This window comes from Streptomyces sp. CB01373 (genome assembly GCF_002803075.1).
GTDB lineage: Bacteria > Actinomycetota > Actinomycetes > Streptomycetales > Streptomycetaceae > Streptomyces.
The window spans coordinates 179,919-197,406 of record NZ_NNBK01000007.1; the positions used below are offsets into that span (position 1 = coordinate 179,919).

18 protein-coding genes are annotated in these 17,488 nt (G+C 70.8%); 13 read left to right on the forward strand and 5 right to left on the reverse strand.

Translation table 11 applies throughout. The features are described from left to right. Positions 1-25: 25 nt before the first annotated feature. Positions 26-841, reverse strand: a complete 816-nt coding sequence (locus CG719_RS12995; RefSeq protein ID WP_100568743.1) for an SAM-dependent methyltransferase — start codon at positions 839-841, stop codon at positions 26-28. A 180-nt stretch (positions 842-1,021) separates the two neighbouring features. Here CG719_RS12995 and CG719_RS13000 point away from each other — a divergent pair, with 180 nt between their 5' ends. The 6 genes from CG719_RS13000 to CG719_RS13025 all read left to right on the forward strand — a co-directional run bounded on the left by CG719_RS13000 (position 1,022) and on the right by CG719_RS13025 (position 6,941). Beyond that, positions 1,022-1,363, forward strand: coding sequence for a DUF5713 family protein (locus tag CG719_RS13000; protein WP_100568744.1), 342 nt, complete (start codon positions 1,022-1,024; stop codon positions 1,361-1,363). Between the two features lie 564 nt (positions 1,364-1,927). Then, a complete protein-coding gene (locus CG719_RS13005; protein ID WP_100568745.1) occupies positions 1,928-2,935 on the forward strand; it encodes a substrate-binding domain-containing protein in 1,008 nt (335 codons plus the stop codon). Positions 2,936-3,106: 171 nt separating this feature from the next. Beyond that, on the forward strand, positions 3,107-5,551 hold the full coding sequence (locus CG719_RS13010; RefSeq protein ID WP_100568746.1) for a sensor histidine kinase: 2,445 nt from the start codon (positions 3,107-3,109) through the stop codon (positions 5,549-5,551). A gap of 11 nt (positions 5,552-5,562) precedes the next feature. After that, complete coding sequence (locus CG719_RS13015) at positions 5,563-5,991, forward strand: roadblock/LC7 domain-containing protein (RefSeq protein WP_100568747.1); 429 nt, start codon at positions 5,563-5,565, stop codon at positions 5,989-5,991. Between the two features lies 1 nt (position 5,992). After that, complete coding sequence (locus CG719_RS13020; RefSeq protein WP_100568748.1) at positions 5,993-6,349, forward strand: DUF742 domain-containing protein; 357 nt, start codon at positions 5,993-5,995, stop codon at positions 6,347-6,349. Further along, positions 6,336-6,941, forward strand: coding sequence for a GTP-binding protein (locus tag CG719_RS13025; protein WP_100568749.1), 606 nt, complete (start codon positions 6,336-6,338; stop codon positions 6,939-6,941). The genes CG719_RS13020 and CG719_RS13025 overlap by 14 nt, the downstream gene beginning before the upstream one ends. Before the next feature lie 119 nt (positions 6,942-7,060). Here the strand turns inward: CG719_RS13025 and CG719_RS13030 are convergent, their stop codons facing one another. The 3 genes from CG719_RS13030 to CG719_RS13040 all read right to left on the reverse strand — a co-directional run bounded on the left by CG719_RS13030 (position 7,061) and on the right by CG719_RS13040 (position 9,315). After that, positions 7,061-7,867: a M55 family metallopeptidase gene (locus CG719_RS13030; protein ID WP_100568750.1), complete on the reverse strand. Its 807-nt coding sequence runs from the start codon at positions 7,865-7,867 to the stop codon at positions 7,061-7,063. A 36-nt stretch (positions 7,868-7,903) separates the two neighbouring features. Further along, entirely contained in the window at positions 7,904-8,113 is a 210-nt protein-coding gene (locus CG719_RS13035) for a hypothetical protein (RefSeq protein WP_100568751.1), read from the reverse strand. 212 nt (positions 8,114-8,325) lie between these two features. Further along, on the reverse strand, positions 8,326-9,315 hold the full coding sequence (locus CG719_RS13040; RefSeq protein ID WP_100568752.1) for a helix-turn-helix transcriptional regulator: 990 nt from the start codon (positions 9,313-9,315) through the stop codon (positions 8,326-8,328). Positions 9,316-9,533: 218 nt separating this feature from the next. Here CG719_RS13040 and CG719_RS13045 point away from each other — a divergent pair, with 218 nt between their 5' ends. Both CG719_RS13045 and CG719_RS13050 read left to right on the forward strand, forming a co-directional pair. Further along, positions 9,534-13,295 carry a S8 family peptidase gene (locus tag CG719_RS13045; RefSeq protein ID WP_100568753.1) on the forward strand — a complete coding sequence of 1,254 codons (3,762 nt, stop codon included), beginning with the start codon at positions 9,534-9,536 and terminating at the stop codon, positions 13,293-13,295. A gap of 255 nt (positions 13,296-13,550) precedes the next feature. After that, on the forward strand, positions 13,551-14,012 hold the full coding sequence (locus CG719_RS13050) for a GNAT family N-acetyltransferase (RefSeq protein ID WP_100568870.1): 462 nt from the start codon (positions 13,551-13,553) through the stop codon (positions 14,010-14,012). 159 nt (positions 14,013-14,171) lie between these two features. On the opposite strand, the gene CG719_RS13055 is transcribed toward CG719_RS13050, so the two are convergent. Continuing rightward, entirely contained in the window at positions 14,172-14,537 is a 366-nt protein-coding gene (locus CG719_RS13055; protein WP_100568754.1) for a hypothetical protein, read from the reverse strand. 136 nt (positions 14,538-14,673) lie between these two features. Here CG719_RS13055 and CG719_RS13060 point away from each other — a divergent pair, with 136 nt between their 5' ends. From CG719_RS13060 to CG719_RS13075, 5 genes are all read left to right on the forward strand, one after another. Next, positions 14,674-15,027, forward strand: coding sequence for a hypothetical protein (locus tag CG719_RS13060; RefSeq protein WP_234375548.1), 354 nt, complete (start codon positions 14,674-14,676; stop codon positions 15,025-15,027). After that, the gene (locus tag CG719_RS13065; RefSeq protein ID WP_100568756.1) at positions 15,024-15,833 is read left to right on the forward strand and encodes a hypothetical protein; all 810 of its coding nucleotides are present in this window, start codon (positions 15,024-15,026) and stop codon (positions 15,831-15,833) included. Before CG719_RS13060 ends, CG719_RS13065 begins: the two co-directional genes overlap by 4 nt. Beyond that, positions 15,830-16,000, forward strand: a complete 171-nt coding sequence (locus CG719_RS35385) for a hypothetical protein (RefSeq protein WP_159024865.1) — start codon at positions 15,830-15,832, stop codon at positions 15,998-16,000. Before CG719_RS13065 ends, CG719_RS35385 begins: the two co-directional genes overlap by 4 nt. Positions 16,001-16,047: 47 nt before the next feature. After that, positions 16,048-16,437, forward strand: coding sequence for a roadblock/LC7 domain-containing protein (locus tag CG719_RS13070; RefSeq protein ID WP_100568757.1), 390 nt, complete (start codon positions 16,048-16,050; stop codon positions 16,435-16,437). Positions 16,438-16,516: 79 nt separating this feature from the next. Further along, positions 16,517-17,488, forward strand: a complete 972-nt coding sequence (locus tag CG719_RS13075) for an NAD(P)/FAD-dependent oxidoreductase (RefSeq protein ID WP_234375549.1) — start codon at positions 16,517-16,519, stop codon at positions 17,486-17,488.

Below are 17,488 nucleotides of genomic sequence, written 5' to 3' on the forward strand. Positions count from 1 at the left end.
TCACGGCGGACACGGGTCCACGCCGTCAAGGCTTGCGGCCGACCCCGCACCACATCGGCAGCTCGCCGGGAGACGTGCCACCCGCGGGGTCGGGATGCCATTCGGGCAGTTGGACGACGCCCGGGTCGAGGAGCTCCGCGCCGTCGAAGAACCGGGTGACCTCGGCATGGGTGCGGGGCGTGGCTCCCGCGTGTTCGGCGGCCCGGTCGTTGTACACGCGCATCGACGCGGCGACCTCCTCCGCTCCGATGTCCGCGGCCGGGTGGGAGAGGACGATGTGACTGCCGGGGGCGAGCGCGTCGAGGAGCCGTCGGACGATGCCGCGGGGGTCGTCGGCGTCCGGAACGTACTGCAGGACCGCCACGAGCATCAGGCCCACGGGCTGCGACAGGTCCAGCGTCTCCCGCGCCGCCGTCAGGATGCGGTCCACGTCCCGCAGGTCCGCCTCCAGGTAGTCCGTCGCCCCTTGCTCGGTGCTGACCAGCAGCGCGCGGGCATGAGCGAGGACGATGGGATCGTTGTCGACGTAGACCACCCGGGCCCCGGGGTCGACGCGCTGCGCCACCTCGTGTGTGTTGTCGGCGGACGGGATCCCGGTGCCGATGTCGAGGAACTGCCGGATCCCTGCCTCACCTGCCAACCGCCGCACCGCGCGTCCCAGGAAGGTCCGGTTGGCCCGGACCGCCGGAACGATCTTCGGGTTTGCCGCGGCGGCCAGTCGGGCCGCCTCCTGGTCGGCCGGGTAGTGGTCCTTGCCGCCCAGCCAGACGTTGTACACCCGCGCGGGATGCGCCACCGAAGAGTTGACCGGCACCGTTCCACCCGCCGAACGCTCGTCCATCCCCACTCGCTCCCCTCACTTGCCCGGCCGGCTGCCCACCGTAGCCGACATAGGACAACTCCCTCGCACATGGAACTTGTTGCAGGCATCAGGCCGACGCGGGCGACGGCGCCGACGGAGCCTTGTCAGTGGGATGGTGCATGATCGGCGGACGAGTCGTTCGACAGGGATGGGGGCGCTGTGCCGATCACGAATCAGCAGGTGGAGGGGCACGCTTTTCTGCGGCCGTTGTACGAGGACCCGTACTTCCCTGATCACGTCGTCGACAAGGGCAGAGCGATCCTGTTGCGGTTGTGCGAGCGGGTCGAGGCCGAGCAGCCTTCGGACCTGGCGGCCCTGTATGCGCTCACCCAGGCCGCGACGGAGGAGTTCAACCTGCTGGAGGCGGAGTTCGAGGCAGCCGGAAGTGAGATCGAGACGGTCGCGCGGGAGGAGATCGCCGAGGGCTTCTGGTTCGTCGCGTCGGCGTACGGTTTCACGGACGCGGATGTGGAGGAGCTGATCGCCACCCGGGACTGGTGAGCGACGCACGCGGTGTGCCGGTCGGACCGATGAGCGAACTTCACCCGTTCGGCCCATTGCCCTGCTACCGCCTCGCTCGCCGCGGGCCCGTCCGGCCATGACCCGCTGCGTCAGGTGTACGCCCGCGGCATGCCACCCGACAGCCGTCCGCCCAAGCGGGTGCGATCTGGTTCTGGGCGCGCCGACGTCGGGCGGTCTGCCCTTGTTTCCGGCCGAGTTCGGGGCGCCGCTCCTTGTCCTTCCGCGGCCGCCGCTCGCCAACGCGTCGGACTATAGACGCGCACCGAAAGGACGAGCAAGCTCAACTGGGCCTGGCCGCCCGTGTACAGGCGCCCGGCGCACCGGACGTAGTGGGAACCCGGCTGTGCCGCAGACAAGGCAGATGATCACAATGCGGCAGCAACAAGCCACGATAGGTCGCCGATCACTTGACTACCGGACGTCGCACACGGTTGGCTCCGGCTCAACGAGAGCCAACCGCCCGTTCGTACGTCCGCAGGCCCTCCGTCCCGTTCCGCCCCCGTTTGCTACATGCTCGGCCGCACAGTGAGGTGCCTCACCCTCATGAAGACCCCTCCCCCGCCCACGTACCGCAGATCCGCTCCCGGCACCGCCGTGACGGCCGCGGTCGCCGTCTGCCTGCTCCTGGCCGGCTGCTCCGGCTCCGACGGATCCGACTCCGGGCAAGGCTCGCGGGGGTCCGGCGGGTCCGGGCTCAAAGTCGCCATGGTGACCCACGGGGCCGAGGGGGACGCCTTCTGGGAACTGGTCCGCAGGGGTGCCGAGGTGGCCGCCGCGAAGGACGGCATCGAGCTGACGTACGTGAGCGACCCCGAGCCCGCCCAGCAGGCGGAGCTGGTGCGGGACGCGATCCGGGACGGAGTCGACGGTATCGCGCTGACCCTGGCCAAGCCGGACGCGATGAAGGGGCCGATCGCGGAGGCCAAGGCGGCGGGCATTCCCGTGGTCGGGATCAACTCCGGTATCAGTGCCTGGCGTTCCAGCGGTGCGCTGCAGTACTTCGGCCAGGACGACAGCGTCGCGGGCCGGGCCGTCGGGGACAAGCTGGACGCCTTGGGGGCCAAGCACGCCCTGTGCGTCATCCACGAGCGGGGCAACGTCGGCCTGGAAGCACGCTGTGCCGGCGTGAAGAAGGCCTTCGACGGCAGGACCGACATGGTCTACAGCGACGGCACCGACATGGACGCGCTGACCGAATCCATCGCCGCCCGGCTGCGCTTGGACCCCAACATCGACGAAGTGGTCACCAACGGCGCACAGTTCGCGCTGGCCGCAGTCAAGTCCGTGCACAAAGCGGGCAGCAGGGCGCACGTCGCCACCTTCGACCTGAACAAGGACCTGGTCAAGGCGGTCCAGGACGGAGACGTGCAGTTCGCGGTTGACCAGCAGCCCTATCTGCAGGGCTACCTCGCCGTCGACGCGCTCTGGCTCTACAAGTCCAACGGCAATATCAGTGGCGGCGGCGTCGAACCAGTGCTCACCGGTCCCGCCTTCGTGACCAAGTCGAACGTCGCGTCGGTGGCCAAGCTGGCCGCCAACGGCACGCGCTGAGGCAATGCCGTGCACGGGGCGCCGGTGACATGACGACACCGTCCTTCTCCGTCCGCCCGGTCGCCCGCGCGGACGGCATCCCCCGTGCCTCCCGTCCCTTCCCGGACGCGCCCCTACCCCGCCCTCTCGTCACCCCACCCCTGCCTCCCCGCAGATCGCTCTAGGACGATGATGTCTCCACAGACACCGACAGGTCCCCGGCGCCGTCTCGGTTCCATTCGGCTCTCGCTGGTCCTCCTGGCCCTGGTCCCCACTGTCGCGCTCACCGCCATGTGGGGTGTGACCACGACCCAGATGTTCTCCGAGGGGCTCCGGCTGCGCTCACAGACGGCATTGAGCAGGTCGACCGGCGCCATGGGCACCGACGCTGCGCTCAGCCTCCAGCAGGAGCGCGGGCTGTCGGCGGCGTGGCTGGCGTCCCCGCACGGCTCCCGGTCCGCTCTCGACGCGCAGCGCAGGACCACGGACAAGGCGGTGGCCGAGCTGGTCCGCCATGCCGACTCGATCAGGCAGGCCCCCGCCCGCATCAAGAACCGGATGTACTCGGTCGTCGCGTCGGTGGGCAGCCTGGAGTACTACCGGGGCCAGGTGGACAAACCGACGGACATCACCGGCGAACAGGCCCTGGACCAGTACACCGCGATCATCGACGACCAGATCCACGCCTTCCAGGAACTGTCCCAGGTCGACGACGGCGACCTCACCTCCCAGGCCGGCCCGCTCGTGGCGCTGGAGCACGCCGCGGAGCTGGTCTCCCAGGAGAACGCGCAGCTCACCCTGGCGTGGTCGTCCAAGCACATGGACCAGGAGGCGTGGGACAGGTTCGCCCAACTGGTCCACACCCGCCGCTGGCTGGTCGAGGACCAGATCGTCCCCTCGCTCCAGGGCAGCACGAAGACGCAGACCGAACGGATCCTGCAGTCGGCGGAGTGGCGGACGCTCGAGACCGTCGAGGACCGGGTGCTCTCGGCCCGCGACAAGGCCACCGGCGCACGCGGGATCGCGCTGCCGGACGCGCGCGAGCGATGGACCACCGCGGTCGACAAGCTGTCCGTCCAGTACGCGGCACTGATCCAGCAGCAGACGGACGAGCTGCTCGACCGCAGTGCCGAGCGAGCGTACGGGCTGCTGCTGAAGGCCGCCGTCCTGAGCGCGGCAGGCCTGGCCGCCCTGGTCGTGTGCGTCGGAATGTCCTGGCGGATCACCCGGTCCCTCTCCCGGCGTCTGCTGGGGCTGAGGATCGCCACGCTCCGCCTGGCCGAGGAGCGGCTGCCCGACGTGGTGGCCCGGCTGGAGCGGGGCGAGAAGGTCGACGTGGAGTCCGCGACGCCACCACTGGACTACGGCACCGACGAACTCGGCCAGGTCGCCCACGCGTTCAACTCCGCGCAGCGTACGGCCGTGCACACCGCGGTGGAACTCGCCGACACCCGGCGCGGTTTCCAGAAGGTGATTCTCGGAATCGCGCGGCAGAGCCAGAACCTGATCAACCTCCAGCTCAGCAAGCTCGACGCACTGGAAAGACAGCACCAGGACCCGGAGTTCCTCCAGGGCCTGTACGAACTGGATTCCATGGCCAGTCAGTTGCGCCGCTACGAGGAGAACCTCGTCATCATCAGCGGCGAGCAGCCCCGGCGCAGCTGGAGCGAACCGGTCGCGCTGATCGACATCCTGCGCGGTGCCGTCGGGGAGGTCGCCGAGTACCAGAGGGTGGAGGTGCACACCGACGAGGAGGTGTACCTCGCGCCGCCCGCCGTGGCGGACGTGATCCACCTGCTGGCCGAGCTCATCGACAACGCGACCGCGTACTCCGCCGCGCCGAGCCCCGTCGGCGTGCGGGCGGCGATGGTGGCCAAGGGCCTGGTCATCGAGATCGAGGACCGCGGCCTCGGTATGTCCGAGGAGGACTACGCCCAGCTCAACGCCCAGTTGGCCGAGGCCCCCCAGTTCGATGTGGTGGCGCTCGCCGACGACCTGCGGCTCGGCATGTTCGTGATCGCCCGCGTGGCCACCCGGCACGGCATCACCGTGACCCTGCGCCCCTCGCCCTACGGCGGTACCAGCGCGATCGTGCTCGTCCCGCACGACATCGTGGTGCACGAGGCGCCCGCCTCCCCGCGGACACAGCCTCAGGCGTCCGGGCCGGGGCGGCTGCCCGCGCCGGCGAGCCCGGAACGGCCCGCCAAGACCCCGTCCCCCGCCGCCGCTGCCCGGCGGAGGACACCGTCCGCAGGGCAGAATGCCTCCCGTGCGGGTGAAAGCGGAGGCGACGCGAAACGGACACGTGAGCCGGGGATCTCGCCGCTGCCGCGCCGGGTGCCGCAGACCAGCCTGGCCGCCGAGCTGCGTGGGGAGTTCGCGCCCGCCGTCGAGAACGACCCGCTCGACGACTTCACCGCCGAACACGCCGCCTCCTCCCTGGCCGGCTTCCAGCGCGGCACGCGCCGGGCCCAACACGACGACACCCCTGAGCGGGACGTGGAACCGGAGGAGGCCGCCGCACCAAACGGCCCCGACGGCCGCGTTCCCGCCGCAGGCACCGCCGTCCCCGAGGCCTCGACCGTGTTCGAGCCCGGAGGACATCCCCCCTCGACTTCGCCCGCCGACCGCACATGAAGGACACCCATATGACACGCCCCACACCCGCCACACACACCCAGCTCGACCAGCTGCTGACCGGTCTCGTGGAACGGGTCGCCGACGTCAACCACGCCGTTGTGCTCTCCGAGGACGGACTGGTCGTCAGCAAGTCCACCGGATTCCCGCGCGACGACGCCGAGCGGCTGGCGGCGACCTCGTCCGGTCTGATGAGCCTCAGCAAGGGCGTCAGCATGGACTTCGGTGGCGGCCCGGTGCGGCAGGCGCTCATCGAGCTGGCCCACACCTATCTGATTCTCACCTCGGCCGGACCGGGCGCCCATCTTGTCGTTCTCACCGGCCCGGGCGCCGATGTCGGTGTGGTGGCGTACCAGATGAACATGCTGGTGAAGAAGATCGGCGAGCACCTGAGTGCGGCCCCGCGTGCGGGTGCCGACGCGTCCGGCAACGGCGAGTGAGGTGAGCGGAGGCGACGCGGCGGGACGGCTCGTTCGGCCGTTCACCCTGACCAGTGGACGCACCCGTCCAAGCCGCGCCGACTTCACCCTCATCACGATGGTGACGGCGGTGGACCCGCCGCCCGAGCGGGCCGCCCGGCTTCAGCCCGAACACGCGCGGATCCTGAAGCGGTGCGCGGAGTCCATCACCGTGGCGGAACTCGCCGCCCACCTCGATCTTCCGGTGAGCGTCGTGGTGATCATGCTCTGCGATCTGCTGGACGCCGGACGGATCAGCGTCCGCCGGCCGTCCCCGGTCTCCCGCACCCTGGACCTGGCCCTTCTGCAGAAAGTGAGGGACGGCCTTGACCGGCTCTGACACCACCGTTCGGCCGTCATCGGCCCCCGACACAGCGAAGATCCTGATCGCCGGGGGCTTCGGGGTCGGCAAGACCACCATGGTCGGTTCGGTCAGCGAGATCGTCCCGCTGCGCACCGAGGAGCCGCTGACCGCCGCGGGCCTGGGCGTCGACGACCTCGACGGCATCGAGCACAAGCAAGCCACCACCGTGGCCCTGGACTTCGGCCGGATCACGGTGAGTTCGGACCTTGTGCTGTATCTCTTCGGCACACCTGGTCAGCAGCGGTTCTGGTTCATGTGGAACGACCTGGCCGTGGGCGCGCTCGGCGCGGTCGTCCTGATAGACGTCCGCCGGCCGGAGACCAGCTTCGCCGCCATCGACTTCTTCGAGAGCCGGAACATTCCGTTCGTCGTCGGCGTCAACGGCTTCCACGGAGAGCACCCCTATCCGCCGGAGGAGATCCGGGAGTCCCTGACGCTGCCCGAACACGCCCAGGTCATGCTGTGCGACGCACGTGACCGCGAGTCGTGCCGGGACATCCTGATCGCCCTGGTGGACCAGTTGATCGCCTCAGCCGCCCAGGCGGACACAGCCGGGCTTGCCGGGTGAGGACGGGCAGGTGAGCGGACTCGGCCGGTGTCCGGCGGCAGGCGTTGTCCAGCCCGGGTCCGAAGGCCGGGCCGACACCGACTCTCCTGTGGCACCCCCGGTTCGCCGAACCCCGGACGTCAGCAATACGGTGGCTGATTGGTCAGGGACGCCGCCACCCGCATCCACACGCCGAACAGCCGATAAAGGCCGGGCAGAGCGCCCTGTGCCTGAACGGTCCGGCTGTCCACCGAGGTGACTCCCGGGATTCCCAGCAGCGTCGAGGCCACGGAGGCCGACTGCCAGCGAACAGTGAGGGTTGACGGGTCCGCGGCGGGTGCCGATGCCCTCGGCGGTGCGGAGAGAGCAGTAGCGACCGTTTCCTCGATGGCCGCGCGTGCTTCTTCCGGCCGGCGCAGATCCGCCGCGAACCGGTCCCGCGCGTCCTTCACGGCCACGGTGCTCACCGACGGGTCCCATTCCGTCATCTCCGTGCACGCGCAGTCGTCACCGGTGAGGACCGCCACCGGAACGCCGATGGCAGCCGCAGTGGCGTGGGCCAGGCCGATCTCCCCGACAGGTCGGCCGTCCAGCCACATGTCCTCGATCTCGTGGCCCATGAAGCTGTGACTCAGCACACCGAGTGCCCCGGCCCGGGAGTGGTAGCCGACACAGATCACGGCATCGTGCTCGGGGGTGAGACCTTCGAGCATGCCCATCTGCTTGGGCCTGCCACGGATGAGGCGGGCTGCGGGATGCAGGGCCTCGGGCAGGATGTTGCGCATCGGTCCGTGCCCGTCGTTGACGGTGACCTCGGTGGCTCCAGCGGCAACGGCACCACGGACGGCCGCGTTGACGTCCTCCGCCATCATCAGCCGTCCACGCTCGTAGTCCCGGCCGCCGGGCTGGACATCCTCGGCGTCGACGAGCCCCGTGACGAGTCGCACTGCCGAAGGATGCCAGGTCCCACAGGACCTGGACCGCTATCTCCGGCGGCCGGCGCGAGCGAGGCCGGCCAGGTATCTGATCAGGCCCAGGGTCGCGGTGGCGAGGAGCCCACCGACGCCTGCCCGGGCGCTGCTTCCCAGGAGGGTGTCCGTGGGCAGCTTTCCCACCGCGTAGAGGCTGAGCAGCGCCAGCACGAAGAACGAGAGGACGGCCGCGAGTGCTCTGGCCGGTCGGGAGCCGTTCATCGCGGTTTCTCCGGTGCTGCTCGCGGGGCTGCGGGCCTTGTCCGGCCTCGTGTGCCTGGGTGGTGGACCCGTCGGACCCGGGGAGTCCGGCATGCGCCGGGCAGCCGGGTGTGAACTCGCCACATCATACGTGGATTCGACCTTGCCCAGAGGTGGTCCCGACGCGCAGCTGACCTGAGCGAGGCGAGTTCCGCCATGTCCGTGAGGACAGTTCAGAGCTGCGGCTCCCGGGCCACCCATCCCCGCTCGTAGGCGTGCCAGCCCAGTTGGAGACGGGTCGACACTCCGGTCAGTTCCATCAGCCCCTTCACCCGCCGCTGCACGGTCCGCAGCCCCAGGTCCAACTGCTTCGCCACGCTCGCGTCCGTCATCCCGGCCAGCAGCAGCGACAGAACCTCCAGGTCCGTGGCGTCCGGCCCGTTGGACTCCTCCTCCACCCGGCCGCCCCCGCCGAGCCGGAGCGGCATCGCCTCCCGCCATACCGCCTCGAACAGGCCCATCAGCGACTCCAGCAGTCCGGAGCCGTGCACGACCAGAGCCGCGGGCTCCGCGCCCCGGCCGGTCAGAGGCACCATCGCCAACGCCCCGTCGGCGACAACCAGCTTGGTGGGCACCCGGTCGACGACCCGGCACTGCTCGTCACGGCCGAGCGCCGCCGACAACTCCAGGATCCCGGACGGCAGCGACAGCACCTCGCGCTCCACCACCACCCGGTACGACACCCCGCGCGTGGCGGCCCGCTCCTCGGCCTCGTTCTCCATACCGCTCACCGCGACCGGTTTCCCGGTGACCAGGGCGCACACCTCGCTCGTCGCCCCCAGTTGCAACTGGAAGAAGCGGTGCGCCACCGCACTCGCCCCCGTCACCACCTCGACCAGGTCGTGAACGGCCGAATCGGTCGCCTCCACCCGGTACTCCTCGGCGAGCAGCGCGGCCGCCCGCTCCGCCTGCTCCAGTTCATGGCGCTGCTGGGTCAGCAGCGCCCCCAGCGCCACCGCGGGCAGCGCCGCCACCCAGCGGTCGACGCGGGACGAGGACTGGGCGGCCAGGCCGCTCCGTTCCAGCCCTCGCAAAGCCCGTTCGGTGTCCGGTTCGGGAAGTGCCAGCCGGTGGGCCAGGTCGGAGACCTCCGCGGCGCCCACCGTCACAAGGGCTCGGTACACCGACTCCTGTATCTCGTCCAGACCAATGGCTCCCAGCATCCCCGCTCCCCTCCCGGACGTCCCGGACGAATTCATTCCGCACGCCGTCGTCGCCCTCGGGCGTCCGGCGCGGCGAAAAGCGGCCACGGCGTAAACCCGCCGTGGTCATCATCCCTTCAACGTCTGTCGCTCTGCCAATGTGGCGCCACGGCAGTACCGACAACTTCCGGAATGCCGCTGTTAGTTCAGAGGTAACCCGGTTTCACCTAGGGAGAGCCATGCGTCCGATATCGCGTACGGCGCTGGGGGCGGCCACCGCCGCCGTCCTGGCCGTCACCGCGATCGCACCGTCCGCGGCCGCGCCGCAGGACGATCCGACCGTGAAGAGACCACTGACCGGTGGCACGACCGCCGCCGGGGCAGGCGCACCGGTCACCGTCACCCTGGTCACCGGCGACAAGGTCCTGGTACGCACGAACAGTTCGGGGGCCGCCTCGGTCACCGCACTGCCCCGCGAGGACGGCTCCGTGCCCCTCCTGCAGACCCGCCAGTCCGGCAAGGACCTCTACGTCTACCCCGACACCGCCGCCCGCGCGCTGGCCGCGGGCAAGGTCGACGAGGAACTCTTCAACGTCACCGGACTCGTCCGGCAGGGCTACGACGACGCGCACACCGCCGCGCTCCCGCTGATCGCCGTCTACGGGAGCGCCGCGGCCCGCACCGCGCCCGCCACCCCGCGCGGCGCGAAGCGCGGCCCCGCGCTGGACGCCATCGACGGCGTCGCCCTCACGACGGACAAGGCGAAGGCCGCCGACTTCTGGGCGGACGTCACCAACCCCCGTGCCCGTTCCGCCTCCGGCCTGAAGAAGCTGTGGCTCGACCGCAAGGTCCGGGCCGCCCTCGACCGGTCCACCCGGCAGATCGGCGCCGACCTCGCCTGGGCCGCCGGATACACCGGCAAGGGCACCAAGGTGGCCGTCCTCGACACCGGCGCCGACGCCGAACACCCCGATCTCAAGGGCCGGATCACCGCCTCGGAGAACTTCACCGACTCCCCCACCACCGACGACCGGCAGGGCCACGGCACCCACACCATCTCCACCGTCGGCGGCTCCGGTGCCGCCGGCGACGGCAGGAAGAAGGGCGTCGCCCCCGACACCGAACTGCTCAACGGCAAGGTCCTCAACGACAGCGGCTACGGCGCCGAATCCTGGATCATCGCCGGAATGCAGTGGGCGGTCGACCAGAAGGCCGACGTCGTCTCGATGAGCCTCGGCAACCCGGAACCGACCGACTGCACCGACCCGATGAGCGTCGCCGCCGAGAAACTCGCCCAGAACAAGGACACGTTGTTCGTCATCGCGGCGGGCAACTCCGGCCCGACGCTCAACACCGTCTCCTCGCCCGGCTGCGCCCCGAACGTGCTGACCGTCGGCGCCGTCGACCGCGACGACTCCACCGCCCAGTTCTCCAGCCGCGGACCCGTGCTCGGCGCGCACACCCTCAAGCCGGAGATCGCCGCCCCCGGCGTCGACATCTCGGCCGCGGCCGCGGGCGGCCGGGGCCTCTACGCCTACCGGTCGATGTCGGGGACGTCGATGGCCACCCCGCATGTGGCGGGCGCCGCCGCCCTCGTGAAGCAGCGTCACCCGGACTGGACCGCCCAGCAGGTCAAGGCCGTTCTGGTGTCGTCCGCGCAGAGCGACATCCCCGGCGACGTACGCGAGACCGGCGCCGGCCGGCTCGACGTGAAGGCCGCCATCGACACCACCGTCGTCGGTGCCCCCGCCGTCCAGGCCGGCACCTACGCCTGGCCGCAGAAGGTCGGCGACCGCACCACCGTCGACCTCCCCTACACCAACTCCGGCAGCAAACCGGTCGAGTTGTCGCTGAAGGTCCAGGGCGTCACCGGCAACGACGGCTCCGCGGTGCACTCCCCCGTCGCCGGGCTCGACGCGAAGACCGTCACCGTCCCGGCCGGCGCCACCATGAAGGTCCCGCTGCGCATAGACCCGGCCGCGAACCTCAAGGCGGCCCAGTACGGCGACGTCACCGGGCGCGTCCTGGCCACCGGACCCGGCGACGTGAGGGTCTCCACTCCCTTCTCCCTGTACGTCGAGCCGCGGACCGTCACCCTGCGCGTCAAGATGATCGACCGCGCAGGCGAACCCGCCACGGGCTCCTCCTCGTTGGACGTCATCGGCACCGACACCGCCGACGGTGAGCGCCGCTTCAACGACGGCGCCGCCGAGCAGGTCTACCGGGTGCGGCCCGGCGCGTACTTCGTCTCCGGTTTCGTCATGACGCCGGACGCAGCCGACGCCACGGGCGGCATGACCGACTCGGTCGGCTACCTCGCCCGGCCCCAGGTGGACGTCGCCAAGGACACCACCGTGGTGCTCGACGCCCGCAAGGCCCACCGTCTGCGGGTGGAGACCGCGGACCGCGCCTCCGAGAGCCGCTCCACCACTCTGGCCTTCGGCCGCACCTGGGACGGGACCTGGCTGCACGCCGGCTCCGTCACCGGCAACCGGAGCGTCCGGACCTACCTGGCGGACGTGCAGGGCAAGGCGCGCGACGGCGACTTCGAGTTCGCCAGCTTCTGGCGCGCGTACGCCCCGCAACTCGAGAAGCTGTCGGTCGTCGGCGGTGCCGCACTGCACCCGCGGATGGCGAGCACAGGCTCGGTCAACCTCGACGGAACGGGCGAGGCCGCGCTGGTCGACGCGGGCACCGGCACCCCCGATGAACTGAGGGCCGCGGGCGTCGCCGGGAAGATCGCGCTGGTCGAGGCCGACGACGACGGCTACCTGTACAGCCTGGCGCGTGACGCGAAGGCCGCCGGCGCGAAGGCGGTCCTCGCCCACCGCCGGGCCGCGGGCCCCTGGCAGCCGTCGATCGGCTTCGGCCAGGCGCCGGTGCCCTCACTCGGCATCGAGGCGGACGAGGCCGCGGCGCTGAAGTCCGCCCTGGCCAAGGGCGCGGTGACGCTGCGCTGGAAGGCCACCGCCGTCAGCCCGTTCGTCTACAACCTCGCCTTCCCCGAAACCGGCCCGGTCGTCTCCGACCGCACCTACCAGGTCAGGGACAAGAAGCTCGGCACGGTCACCGCGACCTACGAGGCGATGGGCGTCGCGGCGGACTACGTCGACACGATGGTCATGGCCCTTCCGTACGGCGGGGTGTTCTCCGCCGCCGGCGACTCCGTCGCCGTCCCCGGCAAGCGCACGGAGTACTACTCGGCGGGCGACACCGCCTGGACGCGCTACCTCTCCTCCAGCTTCCCCTGGGGCGAGGCCATGGCCGACCAGGCGCGCACGTACACCGCGGGCTCGAAGCGCGCGGAGAACTGGTACCGGGGCATCCCGGCCCCGGCCGCCCCGCGCGGCACCGACGGCAGCCTCGAACTGGCCGCGGAGCGGCAGGACAACCTGATCGGCGTGGCACCCGCCTTCTGGGGCGACACCGAACACATGGGCATCCAGGGCTCCTTCGGCGACATCGGCAGCATGAGGCTCACCAGCGGCGGCAAGGTGATCGGCGAGACCGGGTGGCCGTCGGGGACGTTCAATGTCCCGGCTGAGGACGCCGCGTACGAACTCACCATGGACACCACCAAGTTCGGGCAGCCCGCCGCCGTGTGGCAGCGGTCCACCAGCACCCGGACGGTCTGGAAGTTCCGCTCGCACCGGGACGAGACCGCCTACTCCCAAGGCATTCCGCTGCTCTTCCCGGGCTACGACGTGGACACGGACGGCCTCAAGACCGTTCCGGCGAGGGACGGTCAAACGATCGGGCTGAGCGTGACCGGTCACGCGGGCTACACGCCCGGCAAGCTGGTGGCCGCCAAGGTCTCGTACTCGTACGACGGCGGCGAGACCTGGGCCGAGGGCACCACCTCGCAGCGCGACGGCCGCTGGACCGCGACCGTGAACCACGCGGGCGCGGCCGGCAAGCCGGTCACGCTGAAGACCGAACTGACGGACGTCAACGGCAACTCCGTCGTCCAGACCGTGACCGACGCGTACGCCGTGCGCTGACCCACGCCCCGCGACCCGCGCCCAGGCCGGAGCCTGGGCGCGGGTCGCGCCGGCTGATCGCTCCCGGTCGGCCGTCGTCGACTTCGACGCTCATACGTCCTGCGTTGCAGTACCAGAATGTGCGTCGAAAGTGGTTGGTCGTCGGTCTGTTCCCTGTGTTTCCATGCCGAAGTGAACATCGAGAGCTTCGGGGCCGGTGTGGAGCGGTCGGATCCCCGGATCCGGCCGAGGACTGACGATGATGTCGAAACGTGTGTGCGGGTTCTCGCGGAAGTCCATCAATGTAACGGCTACCCGGTGAACTGGCCCGACCAGCCCGACGAGTGGCTGTCACACGCTTCCCTGTTGGGAGCCTGGGTCGCTGAACTCGGCGGCCGACTCGTCGGCCACGTCAGCTTGTCCCGCGAGGGTGAAGGAGATCTGGCCCCCGGCTTGTGGGGCGAGCGGAACGGGACGAGCACGGCCCTGGCCGCGGTGGTCAACCGGCTGTTCGTCGCCCCACAGGCCAGGGGGCATGGCATCGGTGCACTGCTGATCGGCCAGGCAGTGGAGGAGGCACGACACCGTGGCCTGCATCCGGTGCTCGACGTCGTGGCGTCCGACACCTCCGCGGCGGCTCTGTACGAGCGGCTGGGGTGGCAGCTGATGGCCACGGTCGAGCAACGATGGAGCCCGTCCCAACTCGTGGCCATTCACTGTTATGCGGCGGCGTCGTGATGCGGTCTCTCGCCGGACAACCCGGCGTCACGCCGAGTTGCTCATACGTCTGACAGCAGCCGACGCCGGCCCGCGGGCACCCTCGAAGCGCGCGGCTGGTGCGGGCACCAGTACCTCCGCGCGCTATGGCTTGCCACCGGGCCTCGCGGGGTGGGCCGGTCAGACGTCCAGGGTGGTCTCGATGCGCTTGAGCGAGTGGCGTGCGAGGGCCAGATTGCCGCGGGTCCGGTCGAGCGCGAGGTAGAGGAACAGGCTCCCGTCGCTGTTGGTCAGGGGGCGTATGAGGTGGTACTGCTCGCCGAGGGTGATCAGGATGTCCTCGATCGAGTCGTTCATGCCGAGGGTGCTCAGCGTCCGCGTCTTGGCGCGGACGACCTCCGTGTTGCCGGCGGCGGCGACTTCCAGGTCCAGTCCCTGGCCACCACCGAGGGTGCCCAGCGACATGCCGCTCTCATAATCGACCAGGGCGACACCGATCGCTCCCTCGATCGCCATGGCTTCCTTGAGTGCGGTCTCGATGCTCATGTTCTTGCCCTTCGCGCTGTACGACGCGGCACTGAGGCCGTGTCAGAAAAAGTTCGCCGGACGACCTGTTCTGGAACGTCTGGCTTAAACTACTGTGCTTTCTGGCCGAATGTGAAGGGTTTGTGAAAGGATGCCGGTGTCCTCAGTCGAAGACTCCCTGTGCCGCCTGCTCGAAGTGCCGGGAGTCACAGGCGCCGCCCTTGTCGACGCGGTCACCGGGTTGACCTACGGCGAATCCGGCGCGGGGGAGATGGACGCCGCCGAGTGCAGTCGGCTTGTGGCGTTCGTCGGCGACCGGCTCCACCTGGCCGGAGCGCAAGGAGAGCTGGAGAGCATGGTCATCACGGGCACCCGGCATCAGCTCGTCCTCAGGGCGATGCCCCGGCCGGGCGATCCCCTGCTGCTGATGGCGGCCTTGGAGCGCGACCAGGCCAACCTGGCTCTGGTCCTGCGTGAGTTGGACCTCTACGTGGCGAAGGTGGCGGGATGAGCACCCGCACCGACGGCCCGCGCAACGTCCCGGCCCTGCTCACCACGCTGTACGACGAGGGCCATTCCGGCACGGTCGTCATCTCCGGCGCGCCTGGCGGCAGTATCCATCTGCGCGACGGCCGGATCGTCGCCGTGGAAACCCCCGGCGCTCCGGGTGTCGAGTCCCTTCTGCTCGCGTCGGGTCGTGTCGACGACGCCTCCTGGAGGTCCGCCTGCGCGGCCGACAGCGGGACCGAGGGCGGAGTCGGCGCCGAGCTCCAGGCGCGTGGCCTGCTGGCACCGGAGGAGTTCGAAATCGTCTGCACGGCAGCCGTGTTCGACGGTGCCTTCGCCCTCGCACTCAGCCCTCCCGGGGACTGGGAGGTGACGGAGCCGACCCCGACGGCGGTCATCGGACCGGCCTTCGAACCGCACCTTCTCGCGGCCGAGACCTCGCGGCGTCTGCTGCTCCTGAGCCGACTGTGGGGACCGCCCGCCGAGTTCGCCCGCACCCGGGTCCGCCCGGACCCGGACCGGCCCGCGTCCGTCCCGTCCCGTTATGCGGCGCTGCTGGAGGCCGCCAACGGCCGCCGCACTCCGCGGGACATCGCTTTCGCGTTGGGGCGGGGGACCTACGCGGTCATGCTGGACCTGGCCCGGATGGCCGAACTGGGACTGCTGCACCGCGAGAAGCCGGCCGGGCGCCCGAGTACCGCACCGCGCCGACCCACGTCCCCGGCCCACCACGTCCCGTCTCCCGCCGACCGCCCACTGCCCCGGCGCAGCCCCGGAACACATCACCCGCACCGAACGGACAGCGAGTGAGCCCCGACCCGCTGCCGAACCCGGCACCGTTCGCCCCTCCCCCGCTCGCCGTCCGCCGGCCCGGCGCCGGCTCCGCGCTGCCGAACCCGCCGGACGACCTCGCAGACCACCAACCCGACCTGCTCCTTCTGCACCGGGTTTTCGCGGGCCTCAAAGCCCTGTCCTGACCGACCGCACACGCGCAGCAGCTCACCTCCCACCCTCAGGAGCGCCGATGTCCACCGTCCACCAGCCCGAACCGCTCATCGAGGTCCTGACCGCACTGCGGGAGCGGGTGATGGGAGTGAACGAGACGGTCATCTCCACCGTCGACGGCCTGCTGGTCGCGTCCGACAGCGATGCCGTCCAGCCGGAATCCATAGCCGCGCTCTCCGCCGCCACGCACAGCCTCGGCCAGCGCATGGCCCACGAGGCCGGGGGCGGGGCGCTGCGTGACGTGGCCACCCGGAGCGCCGGACGGCACGTCGTCATCCAGGCCATCGGCGAACGCGCCCTGCTGACCGTTCTCGGCGACGACGGACTCGACCTCGCCGGCCTGCAGCGCGAGATCCACTCCACGGTGGAGCAACTGGCGAAGATCCTCGAAGCCGACGCACCAGCCTGACAACGTGTTCAGCCCGGCGGGCAATGCCTTACTCGCCGGAAAACAGGGAAGGAGCCGGTCCGACCAGGAGGGGCAGAACATGCGTGTGGTGGTCGTCGGCAGCGGGATCGTGGGTGCGGCAGCCGGTTACGAGCTGGTGCGGGCCGGTGCGGACGTGGTCCTGGTGGACTCGCGGGCGCCGGGCCGCGCGACGTCGGCCGGGGCGGGCATCATCTGCCCGTGGTCGTCCCAGGTGGACGATCCGGACTGGTACCGGATCGCGGTCGCCGGGGCCGAGTACTACCCGGAACTGCTGGCGGCGCTGACCGCTGACGGGGAGACCGGGTTCGGCTACCGGCGGGTCGGCACGCTGCGGCTGGTGTCCAAGACCGAGTCCGCGGAGGCGCTGCGGCGTGTGGCCGAGCGTGCCGCGAAGTCCCCGATGGCCGGCGAGGTGGAGTTGGTCGACGCCCGCCGGGCCCGCGAAGTCTTCCCGCCACTCGGACACGACGGCCCGGCGGTCCACATCCCAGGAGGAGCGCGCCTGGACGGCCGCTCCGTGCGCGACGCGATGCTCCGCGCCGCCGTCCGGCACGGCGTTCGGATCGTCGACGGCACGGCCGCGATCGTGGCCGACAGCGCGGTCCGCGGAGTCCGGGTCGACGACGAGTTCGTCGGCGCGGACGCAGTGATCGCGGCGGCCGGTGCCTGGTCGCCGCACCTGCTCGAACCGATCGGCGTCCGGGTGCGGGTCGCGCCGCAGCGCGGCCAGATCATGCACCTGCGCCTGCCGGGCGTGGAGACCGCGAACTGGCCGGTCGTGCTGCCACGGTCACGGCACTACCTCCTGGCCTTCGACGACTCCCGGGTCGTGGTCGGCGCGACCCGCGAGGACGGCGCCGGCTTCGACCACCGGGTGACCGCCGCCGGAATGGCCGAGGTGCTCGGCGAGGCACTGTCGGTGGCCCCTGGGCTGGCCGGTGCCACGCATCTGGAGACCCGCATCGGGTTCCGCCCGGTGGGCCCCGACATCGACCGCTGCTCGGCGCGGTCCCCCAGGTCGGCGGGCTGA